This window comes from Parahoeflea halophila (genome assembly GCF_900220985.1).
GTDB lineage: Bacteria > Pseudomonadota > Alphaproteobacteria > Rhizobiales > Rhizobiaceae > Hoeflea > Hoeflea halophila.
Genome location: NZ_OCPC01000005.1, coordinates 293,517 through 309,141, shown reverse-complemented (window position 1 = coordinate 309,141; position 15,625 = coordinate 293,517). Strand labels below are relative to the sequence as shown.

14 protein-coding genes and 4 pseudogenes are annotated in these 15,625 nt (G+C 61.6%); 9 read left to right on the top strand and 9 right to left on the bottom strand.

The features are described from left to right. The first annotated feature begins 76 nt into the window (after positions 1-76). Entirely contained in the window at positions 77-1,291 is a 1,215-nt protein-coding gene (locus CRO46_RS16855) for a mandelate racemase/muconate lactonizing enzyme family protein (RefSeq protein WP_097108960.1), read from the top strand. A 23-nt stretch (positions 1,292-1,314) separates the two neighbouring features. On the opposite strand, the gene CRO46_RS16850 is transcribed toward CRO46_RS16855, so the two are convergent. Beyond that, complete coding sequence (locus tag CRO46_RS16850) at positions 1,315-1,731, bottom strand: VOC family protein (protein WP_244577939.1); 417 nt, start codon at positions 1,729-1,731, stop codon at positions 1,315-1,317. A 184-nt stretch (positions 1,732-1,915) separates the two neighbouring features. Here CRO46_RS16850 and rpe point away from each other — a divergent pair, with 184 nt between their 5' ends. After that, a complete protein-coding gene (gene rpe, locus CRO46_RS16845) occupies positions 1,916-2,605 on the top strand; it encodes a ribulose-phosphate 3-epimerase (protein WP_097108958.1) in 690 nt (229 codons plus the stop codon). Positions 2,606-2,950: 345 nt separating this feature from the next. Here the strand turns inward: rpe and alc are convergent, their stop codons facing one another. The 5 genes from alc to rocF form a co-directional block, all read right to left on the bottom strand. Further along, positions 2,951-3,961 (bottom strand): allantoicase, encoded by a 1,011-nt coding sequence (alc, locus tag CRO46_RS16840; RefSeq protein ID WP_097108957.1) that lies wholly within the window; start codon positions 3,959-3,961, stop codon positions 2,951-2,953. Positions 3,962-4,044: 83 nt separating this feature from the next. Beyond that, positions 4,045-4,980 carry a LysR family transcriptional regulator gene (locus tag CRO46_RS16835; RefSeq protein WP_097108956.1) on the bottom strand — a complete coding sequence of 312 codons (936 nt, stop codon included), beginning with the start codon at positions 4,978-4,980 and terminating at the stop codon, positions 4,045-4,047. Between the two features lie 221 nt (positions 4,981-5,201). Beyond that, on the bottom strand, positions 5,202-5,684 hold the full coding sequence (locus CRO46_RS16830; RefSeq protein ID WP_097108955.1) for a YaiI/YqxD family protein: 483 nt from the start codon (positions 5,682-5,684) through the stop codon (positions 5,202-5,204). Positions 5,685-5,749: 65 nt separating this feature from the next. Next, complete coding sequence (locus tag CRO46_RS16825; protein WP_097108954.1) at positions 5,750-6,802, bottom strand: ornithine cyclodeaminase; 1,053 nt, start codon at positions 6,800-6,802, stop codon at positions 5,750-5,752. Positions 6,803-6,832: 30 nt separating this feature from the next. Next, on the bottom strand, positions 6,833-7,756 hold the full coding sequence (rocF, locus tag CRO46_RS16820; protein ID WP_097108953.1) for an arginase: 924 nt from the start codon (positions 7,754-7,756) through the stop codon (positions 6,833-6,835). 59 nt (positions 7,757-7,815) lie between these two features. Between rocF and CRO46_RS16815 the strand changes: the two genes are divergently transcribed. Continuing rightward, positions 7,816-8,448 (top strand): Lrp/AsnC family transcriptional regulator, encoded by a 633-nt coding sequence (locus CRO46_RS16815; protein ID WP_342171117.1) that lies wholly within the window; start codon positions 7,816-7,818, stop codon positions 8,446-8,448. A 39-nt stretch (positions 8,449-8,487) separates the two neighbouring features. Here CRO46_RS16815 and CRO46_RS16810 read toward each other — a convergent pair whose 3' ends face one another. Then, positions 8,488-9,264: a MipA/OmpV family protein gene (locus tag CRO46_RS16810; RefSeq protein WP_097108951.1), complete on the bottom strand. Its 777-nt coding sequence runs from the start codon at positions 9,262-9,264 to the stop codon at positions 8,488-8,490. Between the two features lie 415 nt (positions 9,265-9,679). Between CRO46_RS16810 and CRO46_RS16805 the strand changes: the two are divergent. Further along, positions 9,680-10,303, top strand: a pseudogene (locus tag CRO46_RS16805) (CoA transferase); the annotation flags it as partial. A 12-nt stretch (positions 10,304-10,315) separates the two neighbouring features. Here the strand turns inward: CRO46_RS16805 and CRO46_RS16800 are convergent. Next, on the bottom strand, positions 10,316-11,152 hold the full coding sequence (locus CRO46_RS16800; RefSeq protein ID WP_097108950.1) for an amidohydrolase family protein: 837 nt from the start codon (positions 11,150-11,152) through the stop codon (positions 10,316-10,318). Positions 11,153-11,233: 81 nt separating this feature from the next. After that, on the bottom strand, positions 11,234-12,016 hold the full coding sequence (locus CRO46_RS16795) for an IclR family transcriptional regulator (RefSeq protein WP_097108949.1): 783 nt from the start codon (positions 12,014-12,016) through the stop codon (positions 11,234-11,236). Positions 12,017-12,234: 218 nt separating this feature from the next. Between CRO46_RS16795 and CRO46_RS16790 the strand changes: the two are divergent. The 5 genes and pseudogenes from CRO46_RS16790 to CRO46_RS16770 all read left to right on the top strand — a co-directional run. Beyond that, a pseudogene (locus tag CRO46_RS16790) lies at positions 12,235-12,486 on the top strand (L-rhamnose mutarotase); the annotation flags it as partial. Positions 12,487-12,720: 234 nt separating this feature from the next. Next, a complete protein-coding gene (locus CRO46_RS16785; protein WP_097109051.1) occupies positions 12,721-13,788 on the top strand; it encodes a Gfo/Idh/MocA family protein in 1,068 nt (355 codons plus the stop codon). Between the two features lie 2 nt (positions 13,789-13,790). Then, a pseudogene (locus tag CRO46_RS16780) lies at positions 13,791-14,215 on the top strand (MaoC/PaaZ C-terminal domain-containing protein). A gap of 21 nt (positions 14,216-14,236) precedes the next feature. After that, the gene (locus tag CRO46_RS16775) at positions 14,237-14,971 is read left to right on the top strand and encodes an SDR family oxidoreductase (RefSeq protein ID WP_097108948.1); all 735 of its coding nucleotides are present in this window, start codon (positions 14,237-14,239) and stop codon (positions 14,969-14,971) included. Beyond that, a pseudogene (locus tag CRO46_RS16770) lies at positions 14,972-15,604 on the top strand (enolase C-terminal domain-like protein); the annotation flags it as partial. Positions 15,605-15,625 lie beyond the last annotated feature (21 nt).

The window sequence follows — 15,625 nt, the reverse complement described above, 5'->3', positions numbered from 1 at the left end:
ATCTGCCTCAGCGGGCTGGATTTTACAGCCGAGACCTGATCGATTGCCGCCACCAGATGTAATTCCGGAGAGCGCAATGAAGATCAAGGACGTCCAGACTTTCGTGGTGGCCAACCCGCCGCCGCAGACCGGCGGGCGCTACTTCCTGTTCGTCAAGCTGGTGACCGACGGTGGTGTGGTCGGCTACGGTGAAGCCTATGACGCGGCCTTTGATCCGCATCTGACCGCCAAACTGATCGAGGACGTCGCGTCGCGTTATCTCGTAGGCCGTGATCCGCACGACATCGAGAACTTCTTCCGGCTTTGCTATTCTTCGGGCTTCTCGCAGCGCCCGGACATGACCATGATGGCCTGCTGTTCGGCGCTCGAAATGGCCTGCTGGGACATCATCGGCAAGGAGGCCGGCCAGCCGGTGCACAAGCTGCTCGGCGGCCGGGTGCATGAAGGCTTGCGCTCCTACACCTATCTCTATCCCGCCACCGGCAGCGCCGATCCGTTGTCCACGGACAGCGACAAGAACGTCTACAACGATCCGGATCTGGCCGCCGCCGCGGCCATCGAGGCCGTGCGCCAGGGCTTCACCGCGGTCAAATTCGACCCGGCCGGCCCCTACCGCGTTCAGGGCGGCCATCAGCCGTTATTGACCGACATCGACCTGTGCGCCCGCATGGTGCACGCGGTGCGCGAAGCGGTCGGTACCCGCGCCGACATTCTGTTCGGCACCCACGGCCAGTTTACCGCCGCCGGCGCCATCCGGATGGCCCGCGCCATCGAGGCGGCAGATCCGCTGTGGTTCGAGGAGCCGGTGCCGCCCGACCAGCTGGGTGCCATGGCTGAAGTGGCTCGTGGCACATCGATCCCCGTCGCCACCGGCGAGCGGCTGGTGACCAAGCACGAGTTCGCCCGCGTCATCGAGACCCGGGCCGCGGCCATCCTGCAGCCCAATCTCGGCCGCTCCGGCGGGTTGCTGGAAACCAAGAAGATCGCCGGCATGGCAGAAGCCTTCGGCATCCAGATCGCGCCCCATTGCTATTGCGGTCCACTGGTCGCCGCCGCCAACATCCAGCTGGCCGCCACGCTGCCCAATTTCCTGGTGCTGGAATCGATCAAGACCTGGGACGGCTTCCATGCCGAGGTTCTCAAGAAGAAGATCGAATGGCAGGACGGTTACGTGATCCCGTCAGACGAACCGGGCCTGGGTGTCGAACTCGACGAGGCGGTCTGCGAGGCCAATCCCTGGAGCGGCGACATGCTGCATCTGGAAATGACCCGCGAGCCGATCCGGTTCTGATCAGCAAGAAGGGAAGGGCAGTGTCAGCCGATGCTGCCCCCGATACTGCCCCCGATGGTGCCCTTGTCCCACTCCGGGTCGTCAAAACTCTGGATCTCCACCCGGTAACCATCCGGCGAGTGAAACAGCGACGAGTAGACCCCGAATTCGGCACTGTGTTCCGGACCGCTGACGTAAGTCACGCCCTTGGCTTCGAGGAAGTCGCGCCATCCGTCGACGTCGGGCGAAACGATGGTCAGCGTAACGCCTGCGGTTCCCTGCGGGCGGTCGGGCAGATTGCACACGCCGATATAGCTCAACGGGGTCAGCCGGTAGATGTGGCAGGCACCCTGGTCGACGACGAAGTCCAGTTCCATTACCTCGCGCAGAAACCGCGATCCGCGTCCGAGGTCAGTGGTATAGGTGAAGACAATCGAATGGCTGATCGGCGGTCTGGTCATTGTGGGCTCCTGTGAGTTTGCGCCGGAGCCTGCCTGCAACTCCATGATTCGGGCAAGAGGCAGCAGAGCTTTGCACAGGCATGATCAAGAGTCGGCTTGACCTTGGCGCTTTGGATCGGGCAAACCGCTGCGCAACGGGCCGGGGCCATCGGGCACGGCCGCTATCAACTGAAGGCAAGCGCCCATGTCAAAGCCCACAGATACCAAGCCCATCCTGATTGCCCCGTCCATCCTCTCGGCTGATTTTTCCCGCCTCGGTGATGACATCGAAGGGGTCATGCGCGCCGGCGCCGACTGGGTTCATCTCGATGTGATGGACGGCCATTTCGTGCCCAACATCACCTTCGGTCCCGGCATCATCAAGGCCGTGCGCCCGCGCACCGAGGCGGTCTTCGACTGCCATCTGATGATCGAGCCCTGCGATCCCTATCTCGAGGCCTTCGCCGATGCCGGCTGCGACATCATCACCGTGCATGCCGAAGCAACCAGGCACCTCGACCGCTCGCTGCAGGCGATCCGGGCGCTGGGCAAGAAGGCCGGGGTTTCGCTCAACCCGTCGACGCCGGAAAACGTCATCGAATATGTGCTCGACCGGCTTGACCTGATCCTGTTGATGACCGTCAACCCCGGCTTTGGCGGCCAGGCCTTCATCCCCGCGGTGGTCGACAAGGTGGCGCGGGTCAAGAAGATGATCGGCGACCGCCCGATCCACATCGAGATCGACGGCGGCGTCACCCCGGCGACCGCGCCGCTGGTCACGGCCGCCGGTGCGGACGTGCTGGTTGCCGGATCGGCCGTATTCAACGGCGACGGCGAAGAGGCCTGGGCCAGAAACATTTCCGCCATCCGCCGCGCAGCCGAGGCTGCAGGCTGAAGCCGCACGGCGGGCACTTTACCGGTCAAACCGGGTCCACCAAAGAAAAAGCCCCGGCGCAAACCGGGGCTTTTTGAGTTTCCGGTCGATGCCGTTCTCGGTCTTCGAGGGTCTCGCGCAGAATCAGGTTGAGCACGATCGAGACGACGGCCGCCGACAGAAGCCCGGACGTCATCAGGATCCTGGCCGTGTTGCCGAGACCACTGGTCCGTTGCGTATAGTCTGGATCTGCATGGCGATGGCCTTAATCAGGATGCCGGGCCGGCGGACCGTATCAGATTGTCTCTTTCCGGGTGTTCCCGTCGAAAACACACGAACTATGTCGCGACTGCCCGTCACTGCCCCCTAGGCAATCCGCCCGGTCAGCTTCAGCCGGCTGACGCCGCCATCGGGGTAGATGTTGAGCCGCACATGGGTCACCGGCCCGGTGTCCCGGATATGTGCGGAGAGATCATGCACATGGTCCGCCTGAAGCTTCTGTTGCGGGATCAGTTGCGGCCAGAACATCGATGCGGTGATGATGGCGTCTCTGGCATCGGTTCCAAATTCGCTCATGTCTGCGGCCTGGATCGAACACATGTCGGGGAAGTTGCCCTTGAAATAGGCGGTGTCGACGATCGCGCCGGAGAGCACACCACGTGCGCCCAGGGCGACAACGATCCATTCGTTGCCCGGAACCCGGCGCCGGCTGGTTTCCCAGCCATCGCCCATGTTTTCGCCGCGGCCCGGTGCCAGCAGGCGGTGATAGGATCCGTAATGCGCATCCGAGAAGCCGATGATGCGGCCGCCATTGAGTGCGGACGAGAGTTCGATGTCGCCGTCGCCGACCCGGGCCCGGTCGAGGAAGGGTTGTCCGTAAACCCGCAGCCGCGCCACGCCGCCGTCCGGATAGATATGCAGCCGCACATGGGTGAAGATTTCGGAGGACTGAGACGGAAGGTAATGATGCGCGTTCGGCCCCAGCGGCGATGTGCCAAGCACCTCGGTCCATTCGGTGTTGCCATCGGGATCGCCTATGACATTGCAGGCCTCAATGCGCGCCGCGGGTGGATAATTGCCGGTGAAATGCGACGTGTCGACGTCGAAACCGTCGATGCGCCCGGCGGTTGCAAGCCGGATGACCGCGAAATCATGGCCAAGGACCCGTTTGCGGCGGCTTTCCCAGCCATCCATCCATTTGCCGTGATCATCGAACTTGTCCTCGATGAACACCGCGGGCTGATCTGCGAGCATGCGCTCGAGCGGTGCGAAGAACTCGTCGGTCACGAAAATGCCCCTGGCGCCAAGTCCCGCTGATGCGAGGTTGACGGAATTGCGGGCAAAGCCTGGGAGTTGCGCCGGCGCGTGCTCACTCATCATGTCTCTCCTGGACGAATACATCCGGGATCACCATCCCGGATTTCAAAGCCTATAGTATGCAAGGAAAATGCGGTCCGGTTTCAAATTTTTCCTGAAGATGTTGAAGCCGCCGTGCGGTCTATCTCCGCCCGGATCCCCTTGATGACGTGGTCGATGAACAGTTTGACCTTCGGGTCCTGCAGCCGCTTGTGCGGATAGAGGCAGGAGAAGGGCTGTTGTGTCTGCGGCGTTTCGGTCGCCACTTCGATCAAATTTCCTGCATCAAGGTGCGCTGCCACGTCGTAACGGGTCTTGCTGGCGATGCCGCAATCGGCAAGTGCCCAGGCGGTAAGCACGTCACCATCGTCGCTCTCCAGCGAGCCTTCCGGATGGTACTGGCGGATTTCGCCATTGACCACGAGGTTCCAGTAGAACTCTGTGGCGCCGGGATAACGCAGCAATAGGCACTTGTGCTTGTCGGAGATGATCTCGTCGCCGTCGCGGGGGATGCCGTGTTTTTCAATATATCCGGGCGAGGCGACCAGCACGCGCTCGAAATCGTGGATCGCCCGTACCCGGAGGTCCGAATCGGGAAGCGGGCCGAGCACGAAGGCCGCATCAAGACCTTCCTGGGCGATATCGACCTTGCGGTCCGACAGCCTGAGCCGGACATTGATATCGGGATACTCTGCCTTGAATGCCGGAATCAGGGGCGCCACCAGCTTCTTGCCGAGCGCCAGCGGGGCGGAGATGAACAGGGTCCCTTTCGGCTGGGCGGTGATTTCAGCAATGCCGCCTTCGACCTCGCGGATGGTGTCGAGGATCTTGATCGCGCCCTTGTAGAACAACTCGCCATGCGCCGTGGCGCGCAGACTGCGGGTGGTGCGGTTGAACAGGCGCACGCCAAGGCTCTTCTCGAGGTCTGAAATCCGGCTGGAAGAGACCGCTGCCGAAACCCGCAGGTCACGCGCGGCAGCCGACATGCTGCCCAGCTCATAAACGCGCACAAATGTCTTGAGCATGTCCACATAGGCCATGAATCATATCCTTGGTATTCAGTGTGTTCTGCGCCCGGTGCAACCGGAAGGCCACCCATGGCCACTGGGTCAGGGCCGTTGTTCGGGCGAACCATATCCGGACATGGTCGGGCGTTTTCACCGCTCCTATTGAACGCTTGCGCCATCGATTGTCCAGAAGAAATGGAAAACAAAGCAGATTATCTTGCAAGTTGCGAAAATGGAGCGGGCAGATCCCGGCTTCAGCCGTGCCGCTTGAGCCGCACGATGGCCAGGTCCAGTGCCGAGAGAAAGCGGGAACGGTCCTGGCGGGAAAACGGCGCCGGCCCGCCCATCTGCGCACCGCCGGCTCTCAGGTCCGCCATGATCGAGCGTGTCGCCACGGCCATGCCGATGGAATCATGGGTAAACGGCTTGCCGGTATGGCTCATGACGGCGGCGGCTTCGGCCTTCAGGCAGCGTTCGGCCAGCAGGATGTCGGCGGTCACCACCACGGCCTTGCTGGTGACAAGCTCGACGATGCGATCATCGGCGGCATCGAAATTGCCCGGCACGATTTCCCGCTCCACCAGCGGATCGCTCTCGATCCGAAAAAAACTGTTGGACACGAAGGTCACCTTGATGCCGTGACGCAGCGCCACCTTCACGGCCTCTTCGCGCACCGGGCAGGCATCGGCATCCACGAGCAGATGAATGGGCGGGGTTTCAGCGGCTGGACTGGTCATGACAGTCCAATACCCCGTGTCACCGGCTTCGCCAAGGTTGCTGGCCGATTGTTTGCGGGGCTGCTTCAGCCAGGCTCGCCGGCGCGTGACAGCATGCCGAACAGGTCACGCGGATCGTCGGGATCGGCAATCATGTCAAGCTGCTGGACGTGACCGGTGTTGAGCGCCCGCTGATGCACATACTTCAGCGCCGAAAAATCTTCGATGGCAAAGCCGACGCCGTCAAACAGCGTGATCTGCGAAGCCGATGTCCGGCCCTCTGCCTGACCGGTGATCACCTGCCAGAGTTCGGTTACGGGATAATCCTCCGGCAGCTGCTGGATTTCGCCTTCGATCCGGGTCTGCGGCGGGTACTCGACGAATATGTCCGAACGCAGCAGGATGTCCTTGTGCAACTCGGTCTTGCCCGGGCAGTCGCCGCCGATGGCGTTGATGTGGATGCCGTCGCCGATCATGTTGTCAGTGAGAATGGTCGCATATTGCTTGTCGGCTGTGCATGTGGTGACGATCTGTGCTCCCTCCATCGCTTCCTGGGAAGAAGAGCAACTCGTCACCTTGAGCCCCGACCCGGCGAGATTGCGCGCGCACTTCGCAGTCGCTGCCGGATCGATGTCGTAGAGCCGGACCTGTTCGATGCCAAGTACGGCCTTGAAAGCCAGGGACTGGAATTCGGACTGGGCGCCGTTGCCGATCACAGCCATGGTTTTCGCGCCCTTCGGGGCCAGATGACGGGCCGCCATCGCGGATGTTGCGGCTGTTCTGAGTGCCGTAAGCACGGTCATTTCTGTGAGGAGCACCGGGTAGCCGGACGAGACCTGCGCCAAAAGCCCGAAGGCCGTCACGGTCTGCAGGCCCTGCTTGGTGTTGGACGGGTGACCATTGACATACTTGAATCCGTAGAGATCACCGTCCGAGGTCGGCATCAGCTCGATGACGCCGACGTCCGAATGGCTGCCGAGCCGCGGCGTCTTGTCAAACATCGGCCAGCGGGTGAAGTCGTGCTCGATCGCCTCGGCAAGCTCTCTCAGTACGGTTTCGATGCCGATCGAGTGAACAAGCCGCATCATGTTTTCGACGCTGATGAAGGGGACATAGGCGAGGTCGGAAGGAGGTGTCATAGGCTGTCTCCGGATAAGAGCTATTGCAAGTCAGCTGGTTCGGTTGGTCCGGTCGAAGACCTTGCGGCCCATCAGGCTCGCCGTCAGATCGACCATCAGCCGGGCGGTGCGCCCGCGCTCATCGAGAAACGGATTGAGCTCGACAAGATCGAGCGAGGTCGCGAGGCGTGCCTCGTGCAGCATTTCCATCACCAGATGGGCTTCGCGGAAGGTGGCGCCGCCGGGCACCGTGGTTCCGACCGCCGGCGCGATTGCTGGGTCGAGAAAATCGACGTCGAGGGAGACATGCAGCATGCCGTTTGCTGCACGGACCTGATCGAGAAACGCCCTCAGCGGCGCAACAAAACCGCGTTCGTCGAGTTCGCGCATGTCAACCGGGGTTATGCCATGCTCGCCAAGTGCTGTGCGTTCGGCCGGGTCTACCGAGCGGATACCGAACAGGCAGATTCGCTCTGCCGGCACCGGGTCGGGGAAAGGCGGGAAGCTGTCGAAATCCGAGCGCCCGGAAATATAGGCCACAGGCGTGCCGTGCAGGTTGCCGGAGCCGGTGGTCATCGGCGTGTGGAAATCACTGTGCGCATCAAGCCAGAGCACAAACAAGGACCTGTTCATCGCGCGGGCATGGGCCGCTACGCCGGCCACGGTTCCCAGCGACAGGCTGTGGTCACCGCCCAGAAAGATCGGAAACCCTTGTGATGCGGCATCCTGGGCCGCTGCGGACAGCGCTTCGGTCCAGGCGATTGTTTCGGGCAGCGAATGCACTGCGGGGTTGTTGCAAGCCGCGGCGTTCGCTGGCCGCGGAGCAACGTCACCCTGATCCTGAACGGTGCAGCCAAGCTCTTCCAGTGCGGAGGCAAGCCCCGCGACCCGGTAGGAGGCTGGCCCCATCAGGCAGCCGGGATTGGACTGCCCGCTGTCGACCGGTGCCCCCAGGATAATGCAATGCTGGTTCATGTCTCACCCCTTCGTTGAGCCTTTGGTCGCAGGGGCGTGCGGCGCTTGAAAGAGGAAAATTGACCATTTCGGGCATTGAGGCAGCGTTTATGGCAGGCGGATTTATCAATTTGGAAGGTTGCGGCATTCAAAAACCGCTTTCAGACTGCTGGCCAGCCGCTTCGCTGGCGTGGACTTTACTGATTTCGCGGTCTAATTGGTGGAATGTGAGCAAATCGATAAATCTGTCCAACGGACGGGTAAGAGTCATGTCAAAGCTTGATGAAATTGATACCCGCCTGATCGCCGCCTTGAGGCGTGACGGCCGCGCGTCGATTTCCGACCTTGCGGCTAAGTTGAAGCTTGCCCGTGCAACGGTACGCAACCGCATTGAAAGGTTGGTGTCGAGCGGAGAGATAGCCGGATTCTCTGTGCAGACCCGGGCCGACGTGACCACAGCTCCTGTTCGCGGGCTGACCCTGGTCTGCATTGAGGGCAGGGGCACCGATCGGATCACAGCACAATTGCAGGGCCTGCCGGCTGTTCAGGCCATCCACTCGACCAATGGACGCTGGGATCTTATCATTGACCTGGCGACCGATACCTTGCAGCAGCTCGACGACACACTGGTTCGAATCCGCAATATCGACGGAATCACCGCAAGCGAAACCAATCTGATCCTTTCGACTCGCCGCCCATCGACCCGGCGCTGATGCCGGGCGCAAAACATACCGTTTTGGTGTGGTAAGACGCTAAAAGCCGATGTCGAAACGGCGGACCACGCCCAGCGAAGCACTGTACTGGTTCCTGGAGCCCTGAACGGCGATCGGGGACGAGGCTGCGTCGCCGGTCAGCCGCGACCAGCCGGCTTCTGCCTCGATGGCCCAGTTGTTGTCGACCTGGAACCGAACTCCGGCTTCAAGGCCTGCACTGTACAACCCGCCCGAAGTGGTCGTCGCAGGGTAAAGTGCCGAGGCTTCCGCAGCAGTGACGCCGAAATAGGTATTGGTGAACTTGCTGTTGCCGAAGTTCAGCCGCGGGCCGCCATAAAATGTCCACTGCTCGTCCGGCCGGACGATGACATCTGCGCCAAGCTCGGCGCGAACACCCTTGTGCCCCCCAAATCCCTGCCTGACCGCACCCATGACCCGAAAATTGCCCATCTGGTACTTCGCAGCGACACCAAGCTCAACGGCGGTGCCGATCGTGTTCAGGCCGGCCAGCTCGGGCGAATTGGCCGCCGAGCGCTTGGCGATGACATCGATGGAGGGGCTCAGCGAAAAGCCTTCGCCCGAGCCGCCGCCGATAGTGAAGCCATTGGGCAGCTCCAGCCGCTTCAGCCGGATCAGGGGCACCGGCGAGAGAACCAGCTTGCTGGATCCGAAATAGCGTGCCGACACCTTGCCGGCGACACCGAGTTCAAGCGAGATTCCCGGGCCGGTCGCGTCCTGGGCACTGGCCTGGGGGACGAAGGCGGCAAGCGTGGCTGCAGCGAGCGAAACTGCGGTGAAGCGGAGAGTTTTAATCATCTGTTGGGCCCCCAGGGCGACGGATTATGGATTTCCTGCCAGTCATCATAGTTGGCACGAGTTAACAAGCCCGCATCGTGGAACAAATACCGGCTTGTCTGGCCGTGTCGTCTGACACGCGCCGCTGATGCGCAGTCGCACCGCCAATTCCCCGCTTGCGCCTCGTAATGATAGCCGCTCTACGCCCGAACGCGAGGATCGGATCATCAAAAGTGCGTGACTGTTTCTGATATTATGACCGCAATCCATATGTGAATAAAGTATTCATATAGCAGGCTAGGGCGGGGTCAGGACCTCATTGCGTTTGTCGCACGATCCCGTAACCCTGAACTGGCTCTGACCGACGCTACGCGTTCAACGAAACGGCAATCAACGAAACCCTGTCGGGACTTTCCGGCAAGACGGAAAAGACGCCATGGCAGTCAACACCGATCTGCCACTCGCCGGCCTTGTCGTCCTCGATATGAGCCAGTTTCTTTCCGGTCCCTACGCAACCCTCGGCTGCAGGATCTCGGCGCCCGGGTGATCGAGGTCGAGCGTCCGGGAGCCGGGGATCTCACCCGCACCCTCTATCTCAGCGACACCGAGATCGGCGGCGACTCGACCATCTTTGACGCCATCAACCCCGGCAAGGAAAGCCTCGCCATCGATCTCAAGAACGAGGCCGATCCCGCGGCTGCAGCAGCTGCTGCAACTGGAAGAACTGGCGCCCTATGGCGACGACCCGGAATCCTGGTTCAGCGCCCGGGACGAGATCAAGCGTCTGATTACCGGCAGGATCAGGGCACGAACGGTCGATGAGTGGCTGGCAATCCTCGAGTCTGCCGACATCTGGTGCGTACGGGTACTCGACTGGGAGGCCCTGAAAGAAAGCCAGGGTTTCGAGGTGCTCGACATGCTGCAGCGGGTCGAGCGCGACGACGGCGTCTCGATCCTGACCACCCGCTCGCCGATCCGCGGCGCTGCGCGGCCAAAGACCACCCGCGCAGCGCCGCGCGTTGGTGAACATACAGCCGCGATCAGGGTCGAGTTCAAGCTTTCGGCGATAGCCTCAAAGATCCCAGATACGCCGGGCATTGCCCGACAGAAGCTTGGCCTTTTCCTCAGGGCTGACGCCTTCGAGCAGAGCATGGGTGGCCGCGACCCAGGGCATGAGCCCGCCACCGAGCGTGCAGACAGGCCAGTCGCTGCCCCAGACCACCCGGTCCCAGCCGAAGCTGGAAATCGTGTGCTCGACCCATGGCCGCAAGGTTTCGGCAATCCAGCTTTCCGGATCGGCATAGGCGACGACACCGGAAATCTTGGCCATCACATTTGGGCGTTTGGCAAGCCCGGCGACGTTGTCATGCCAAGGCTGCCGCGCTTCGCCCTTGATGTCGGGAACCCCGCAGTGATCCAGGATGAAGGTCACATCGGGGGCAAGATCCGCAAGCGCCATCGCCTGCGGCAGCTGATGCGGCAGGACGCAGAGATCGAAGGTCAGGCCGGAGCCTGACATCCGCTTGATGTTTTCCCGAAACAGTGGCTGTTCGGACAGCTCGTCCGGCACCACATGCAGGACTCGCCGAAAGCCCTTAATGAAGCTGTCTTGCCTCTGGCGTTCGAGATAGGCCGCAAACCCGGGCTCTTCCGGTCGGCAAGAGGCAATGGCGCCCGAGATCAGGCTGTCTGGTCGCTCGGCAAGCGTTTTGACGTAATTGCACTCGTCCTCGATCTGTTCCGCTGCGACATCGACTTCCATGTGCAGCGACTGCGAAATTCCGGAACGACGCGCTTCCAGCTCGTAAGTCGCGTAGGGCCAAGCCTGGTTGAGCGCCGGTACACCCGCAAGCCATGGGTAATCCAGCGCCACTGGATCGATGACGTGCAAATGGGTATCGATGATCATACGTCCTCCTCACGGGCTGACCTTCCCAAACCACGCCCGACCCGATACTCCTACAGGGAAATAGACTACTCAAATAAGAAATTACTTCGGCAGCTCGAAATCGGCGCCCGCAAGCTTCGACAATTGCCGCGAGGTTCTCGTCAGCATTCTCTCGGTTTGCGCCATGTCAGGCGCATGCGATGCGTTGACGAGGATAATGTAGGGTATCGTGAGCGCCGCGATTGCCCGGCCATCCGGCCCCAGCACCGGGGCCGAGAGATTGAACACGCCGGCGGTCTGGGCGCTCGGCATGGCTTCGTAGCCCCGCTCGCGGATCTGGTCGAGACGTTCGAAGAACTCGGCCTCAATCTTTGTCTCCTCGCCGCTGGCAGAATACTCGTCGATCATCATCAGGCGCTCTTCTTGCGAACGGAAGGCAAGCAGCACATGACCAGAACCGGTGTCATACAGGCCGATATGTGATCCCACACGGATTGAAATGCCCCAGTATCCAGGGGCCTCGTGCTGCGCTACCACGACAACCGAGCCGCGGTCGAAGACGGCAAGCTGGTTGGCCTGCCGGGTTTGTTCCGCCAGTTCACGCATGAAAGGTGTGGCATAGGAGACCAGGCGCCGAACCGGGAGATGCAACTGCGCCAGGCCGAACAGCTTGAGGGTGAGGGAGTACCGGTCACCTTCCAGCCGCGTCACATATCCGCGCCGCACCAGCCGGTCGAGCATGCGGTAGAATTCGTTCGGACTCCGTCCCAGCCGCTTGGCAATCTCCGCCTGTGTCAGCCCGCCATCGATCTCCGCAAGAAGCTCGAGGATGTCGAGCCCCTTGTCCAGCGCGGGCGCGCGGTACCGGTCTTCGTCAGGGTCCATCTGTTTCTCCATGAACTTGAAAATTCATATACGCAGATACTGCAAACAACAAAGAGGCAGTGCCTTGACCATCGGTGAAGATGGTGTTCGTGTGTGAATGATCCACTCATCGGTAAGGGTTCGAAGGGGGAGTCCCAGAAGTTGAAATGTTTCGGGAGGAGGCTCATGGACAAGCTATTGACCGGTGCATCGGGCGGTGTTGTCCTATTGATGGTCCACCGGAGATCCTCGACATGAGTTCCCGAAGCAACATCCGCAACCAGTCGATCTTCCTGAAGGAGCCCGAGAAACTGCTGCTCGGCTATTGGGAATATCATGGCAGCGACTTTGAGGCCGATGCAGCGAAGATGGCAGCCGACCCGAGGACGCAGTAATGGTGGAACATCTGCATGCCCTGCCAGACAGCACTCGAGACCCGCAAGAACGGCGAATGGTGGGCGATGATGGAGGAGGTGTTTCATCTTGAGTGAGGGGGTGCCGACCACAACGCTTGCGCCCTCGCCAAGCGCGCCCAGGTATACGTCTGCGTCTCATGCGGGCTTGCTGTTCTCTCCCGCGAGGGGAGGGATGGGGCAGCGGGATCGTCCTTCCGACTACCTCTCCCCTCGTGGGAGAGGATACGAAGGCCGGGCAAGCAGTGCGAGCCCATGGCCGAAGTTGGTGAGGGGGCGGTTGAACTGCAGACCAACAGAGGATCCGGCGCCATGAGTTTCGACCCCGCCAGCCTGGAGCAATCCTGGCCCGTGCCCTCCGAACCGCGCCCGATCGTTACTTTCGGAGCCGGTTCGATTGTCGGGGATGCGCATTACCCGGCCTACCGGAAGGCGGATTTCCCGATTGCCGGCCTGTTCGACCCGGACCGCGAGAAGGCGGAAAAACTGGCTGCGGAATGGGGCGTGACGGCCTATGCCTCGGCGGAAGAAGCAGCAGCGGTAGAGAACGCGGTTTTCGATCTGGCAACACCGCCCAACACCCATGCCGCAGTGCTCCGGCTCTTGCCCGAGGGCGCGGCGGTGCTGATCCAGAAACCGATGGGCAGCGATCTCGAGGCCGCGACCGAAATCCTGGAGATCTGCCGCGAAAAGAATTTCAAGGCCGCGGTCAACTTTCAGCTCCGCTTCGCCCCGATGATGCTGGCGCTGAAGGACGCGATAGCCAGGGGCTGGCTCGGTGAGGTGGTTGATTTCGACGCCTGGCTCGCGCTGGCCACTCCGTGGCAATTGCGGCCTTTTCTCGAGGGCCTGCCGCGCATCGAGATTGCCATGCATTCGATCCATTATCTCGACCTGATCCGTGAGTTGCTCGGAGACCCGCAGGGCGTGCACGCCAAGTCGGTCGGACATCCCAATCACGAGGTTGCCCAGACCCGAACCAGCGCCATCCTCGACTACGGCGAGACCGTGCGTTGTGCGCTGTCGGTCAATCACGACCATGATTTCGGCCGCAAGCATCAGGCCTGCGAATTTCGCATCTGCGGTACCGAGGGCGCCGCCTATCTGCAACTGGGCGTCAATCTCGATTATCCGCGCGGCGAACCCGACATTCTCGAAATCCGGCCCAAGGGCGGTGACGAATGGGTCGGCGTTCCGCTGCAGGGCGCCTGGTTCCCGGATGCCTTCGTCGGGCGAATGGCCAACCTGCAGCGCTTTGCCGCCGGTGAGGATGAGGAACTCGTCAGTTCCGTCGAGGACGCCTGGAACACGATGGCTCTGGTCGAGGCGGCCTACCAGTCGTCTGCTTCTCCCGCGACCCCGCCGCAGGAAAGACCCTGAGCATGGAACAGACCACCTACTTCGAAGACTATGAGATCGGCAGCCAGCGGGTGACCTACGGCCGCACCATCACCGAGACCGATTTTGTCGTCCATGCCGGCTACACGGGTGATTTCTTCCCCCATCACATGGACGCCGCGTTCATGAAAACGCAAGCTTTCGGCCAGCGCATCGCTCACGGCATAATGGTGTGCTCGATTGGCGTCGGCCTGACGGCAAGCACCATCAACCCGGCCGTTTGCGCTTTGTCCGGCCGGTGTTCATCGGCGACACCATCCACACCCGCACCACCATCGCGGAGAAGCAGGATGACCCCAAACGCGCCGACACGGGCAGGGTGTTCGAGCGCACAGAGGTCATCAACCAGAAGGGCGAAGTGGTGCTGGTCGCCGATCACATTTACATCGTTGAACGCAAAACCGCCTGAGCGGCAACCAACGGAGACAACATGGCAGACTGGGTCAAGGACAAGAGTGTACTCGTAACTGCTGCCGGCCAGGGCATCGGCCGCGCAACGGCACTGGCTTTTGCAGCAGCGGGCGCCCGGGTCACCGCCACCGACATCAATGAAACCACGCTCTCGGAACTGGATGGCAAGCTAGACATTGAAACCCGCCGGCTCGACGTGCTCGACAATGCCGATATCAACGACGCGGTTGCCGCCACCGGCCCTGTCGACGTGCTGTTCAACGGCGCAGGCTTCGTTCATTCGGGTTCCATTCTCGAGATGTCCGACGCGGATTTCGACTTCGCCATGGATCTCAATGTCCGCTCGATGATCCGCACCATACGCGCGGTACTGCCGGCGATGATCGAGCGCGGTGGTGGGGCGATCATCAACATGTCCTCGGTGGCAAGTTCGATGAAGGGGGTGCCCAACCGCTTCGCCTATTCCACCACCAAGGCGGCCGTCATCGGCCTGACCAAGTCGGTCGCCGCCGATTATGTCGGCCAGGGCATCCGCTGCAACGCCATCTGTCCGGGCACGGTCGAAAGCCCGTCGCTGCAGGAGCGCATGCGCGCCCAGGGCGACTATGAGGCGGCCCGTGCTGCCTTCATAGCGCGCCAGCCGATGGGCCGGCTCGGAACGCCTGAAGAGATCGCCGATCTCGCCGTCTACCTGGCCAACGCCACCTACACCTCGGGTCAGGCCTACGCCATTGATGGCGGCTGGACCATCTGACACGCCAGACAGGACGACATCCGCCGTCTGCGGATCGCGCCCGAGGAGCTGGGGCCCGACCGTTTCCTGATGATCGACGCCAACCAGGTCTGGGAGGTGGGCAAGGCCATCGACTGGATGAAACAGCTCGCCTTCGCCAAGCCCTTCTTCATCGAGGAACCGACCAGCCCCGATGATATCGCCGGCCCCAAGGCGATCTGCGAGGCGATCGCGCCGGTCAAGGTGGCGACCGGCGAAATGTGCCAGTACCGCATCATCTTCGAGCAGATGATCATGGGCGGTGCCATCGACGTGGTGCAGATCGACACCTGCCGCCTGGGTGGGCTCAACGAGGTGCCGGCCGTTCTTCTGATGGCGGCGAAGTATCAATTGCCGGTCTGGCCGCGTACCGGCGGTGTCGGTCTGTGCGAATATGTGCAGCACCTCTCGATGATTGATTTTGTCGCCATATCCGGCACAATGGAGGGGCGGGTGATCGAGTATGTCGATCATCTGCATGAGCACTTTGTCGAACCCTGCATAATTCGCAATGCGGCCCATATGCCGCCTGCATCCCCCGGTTTCTCGATCGAGATGAAACCCTCTTCCATAGACCGGAATGCTTTCACGCCGTCACAGACTGCGGTCGCCTGACCGGCCAAACCAGAGACAAGG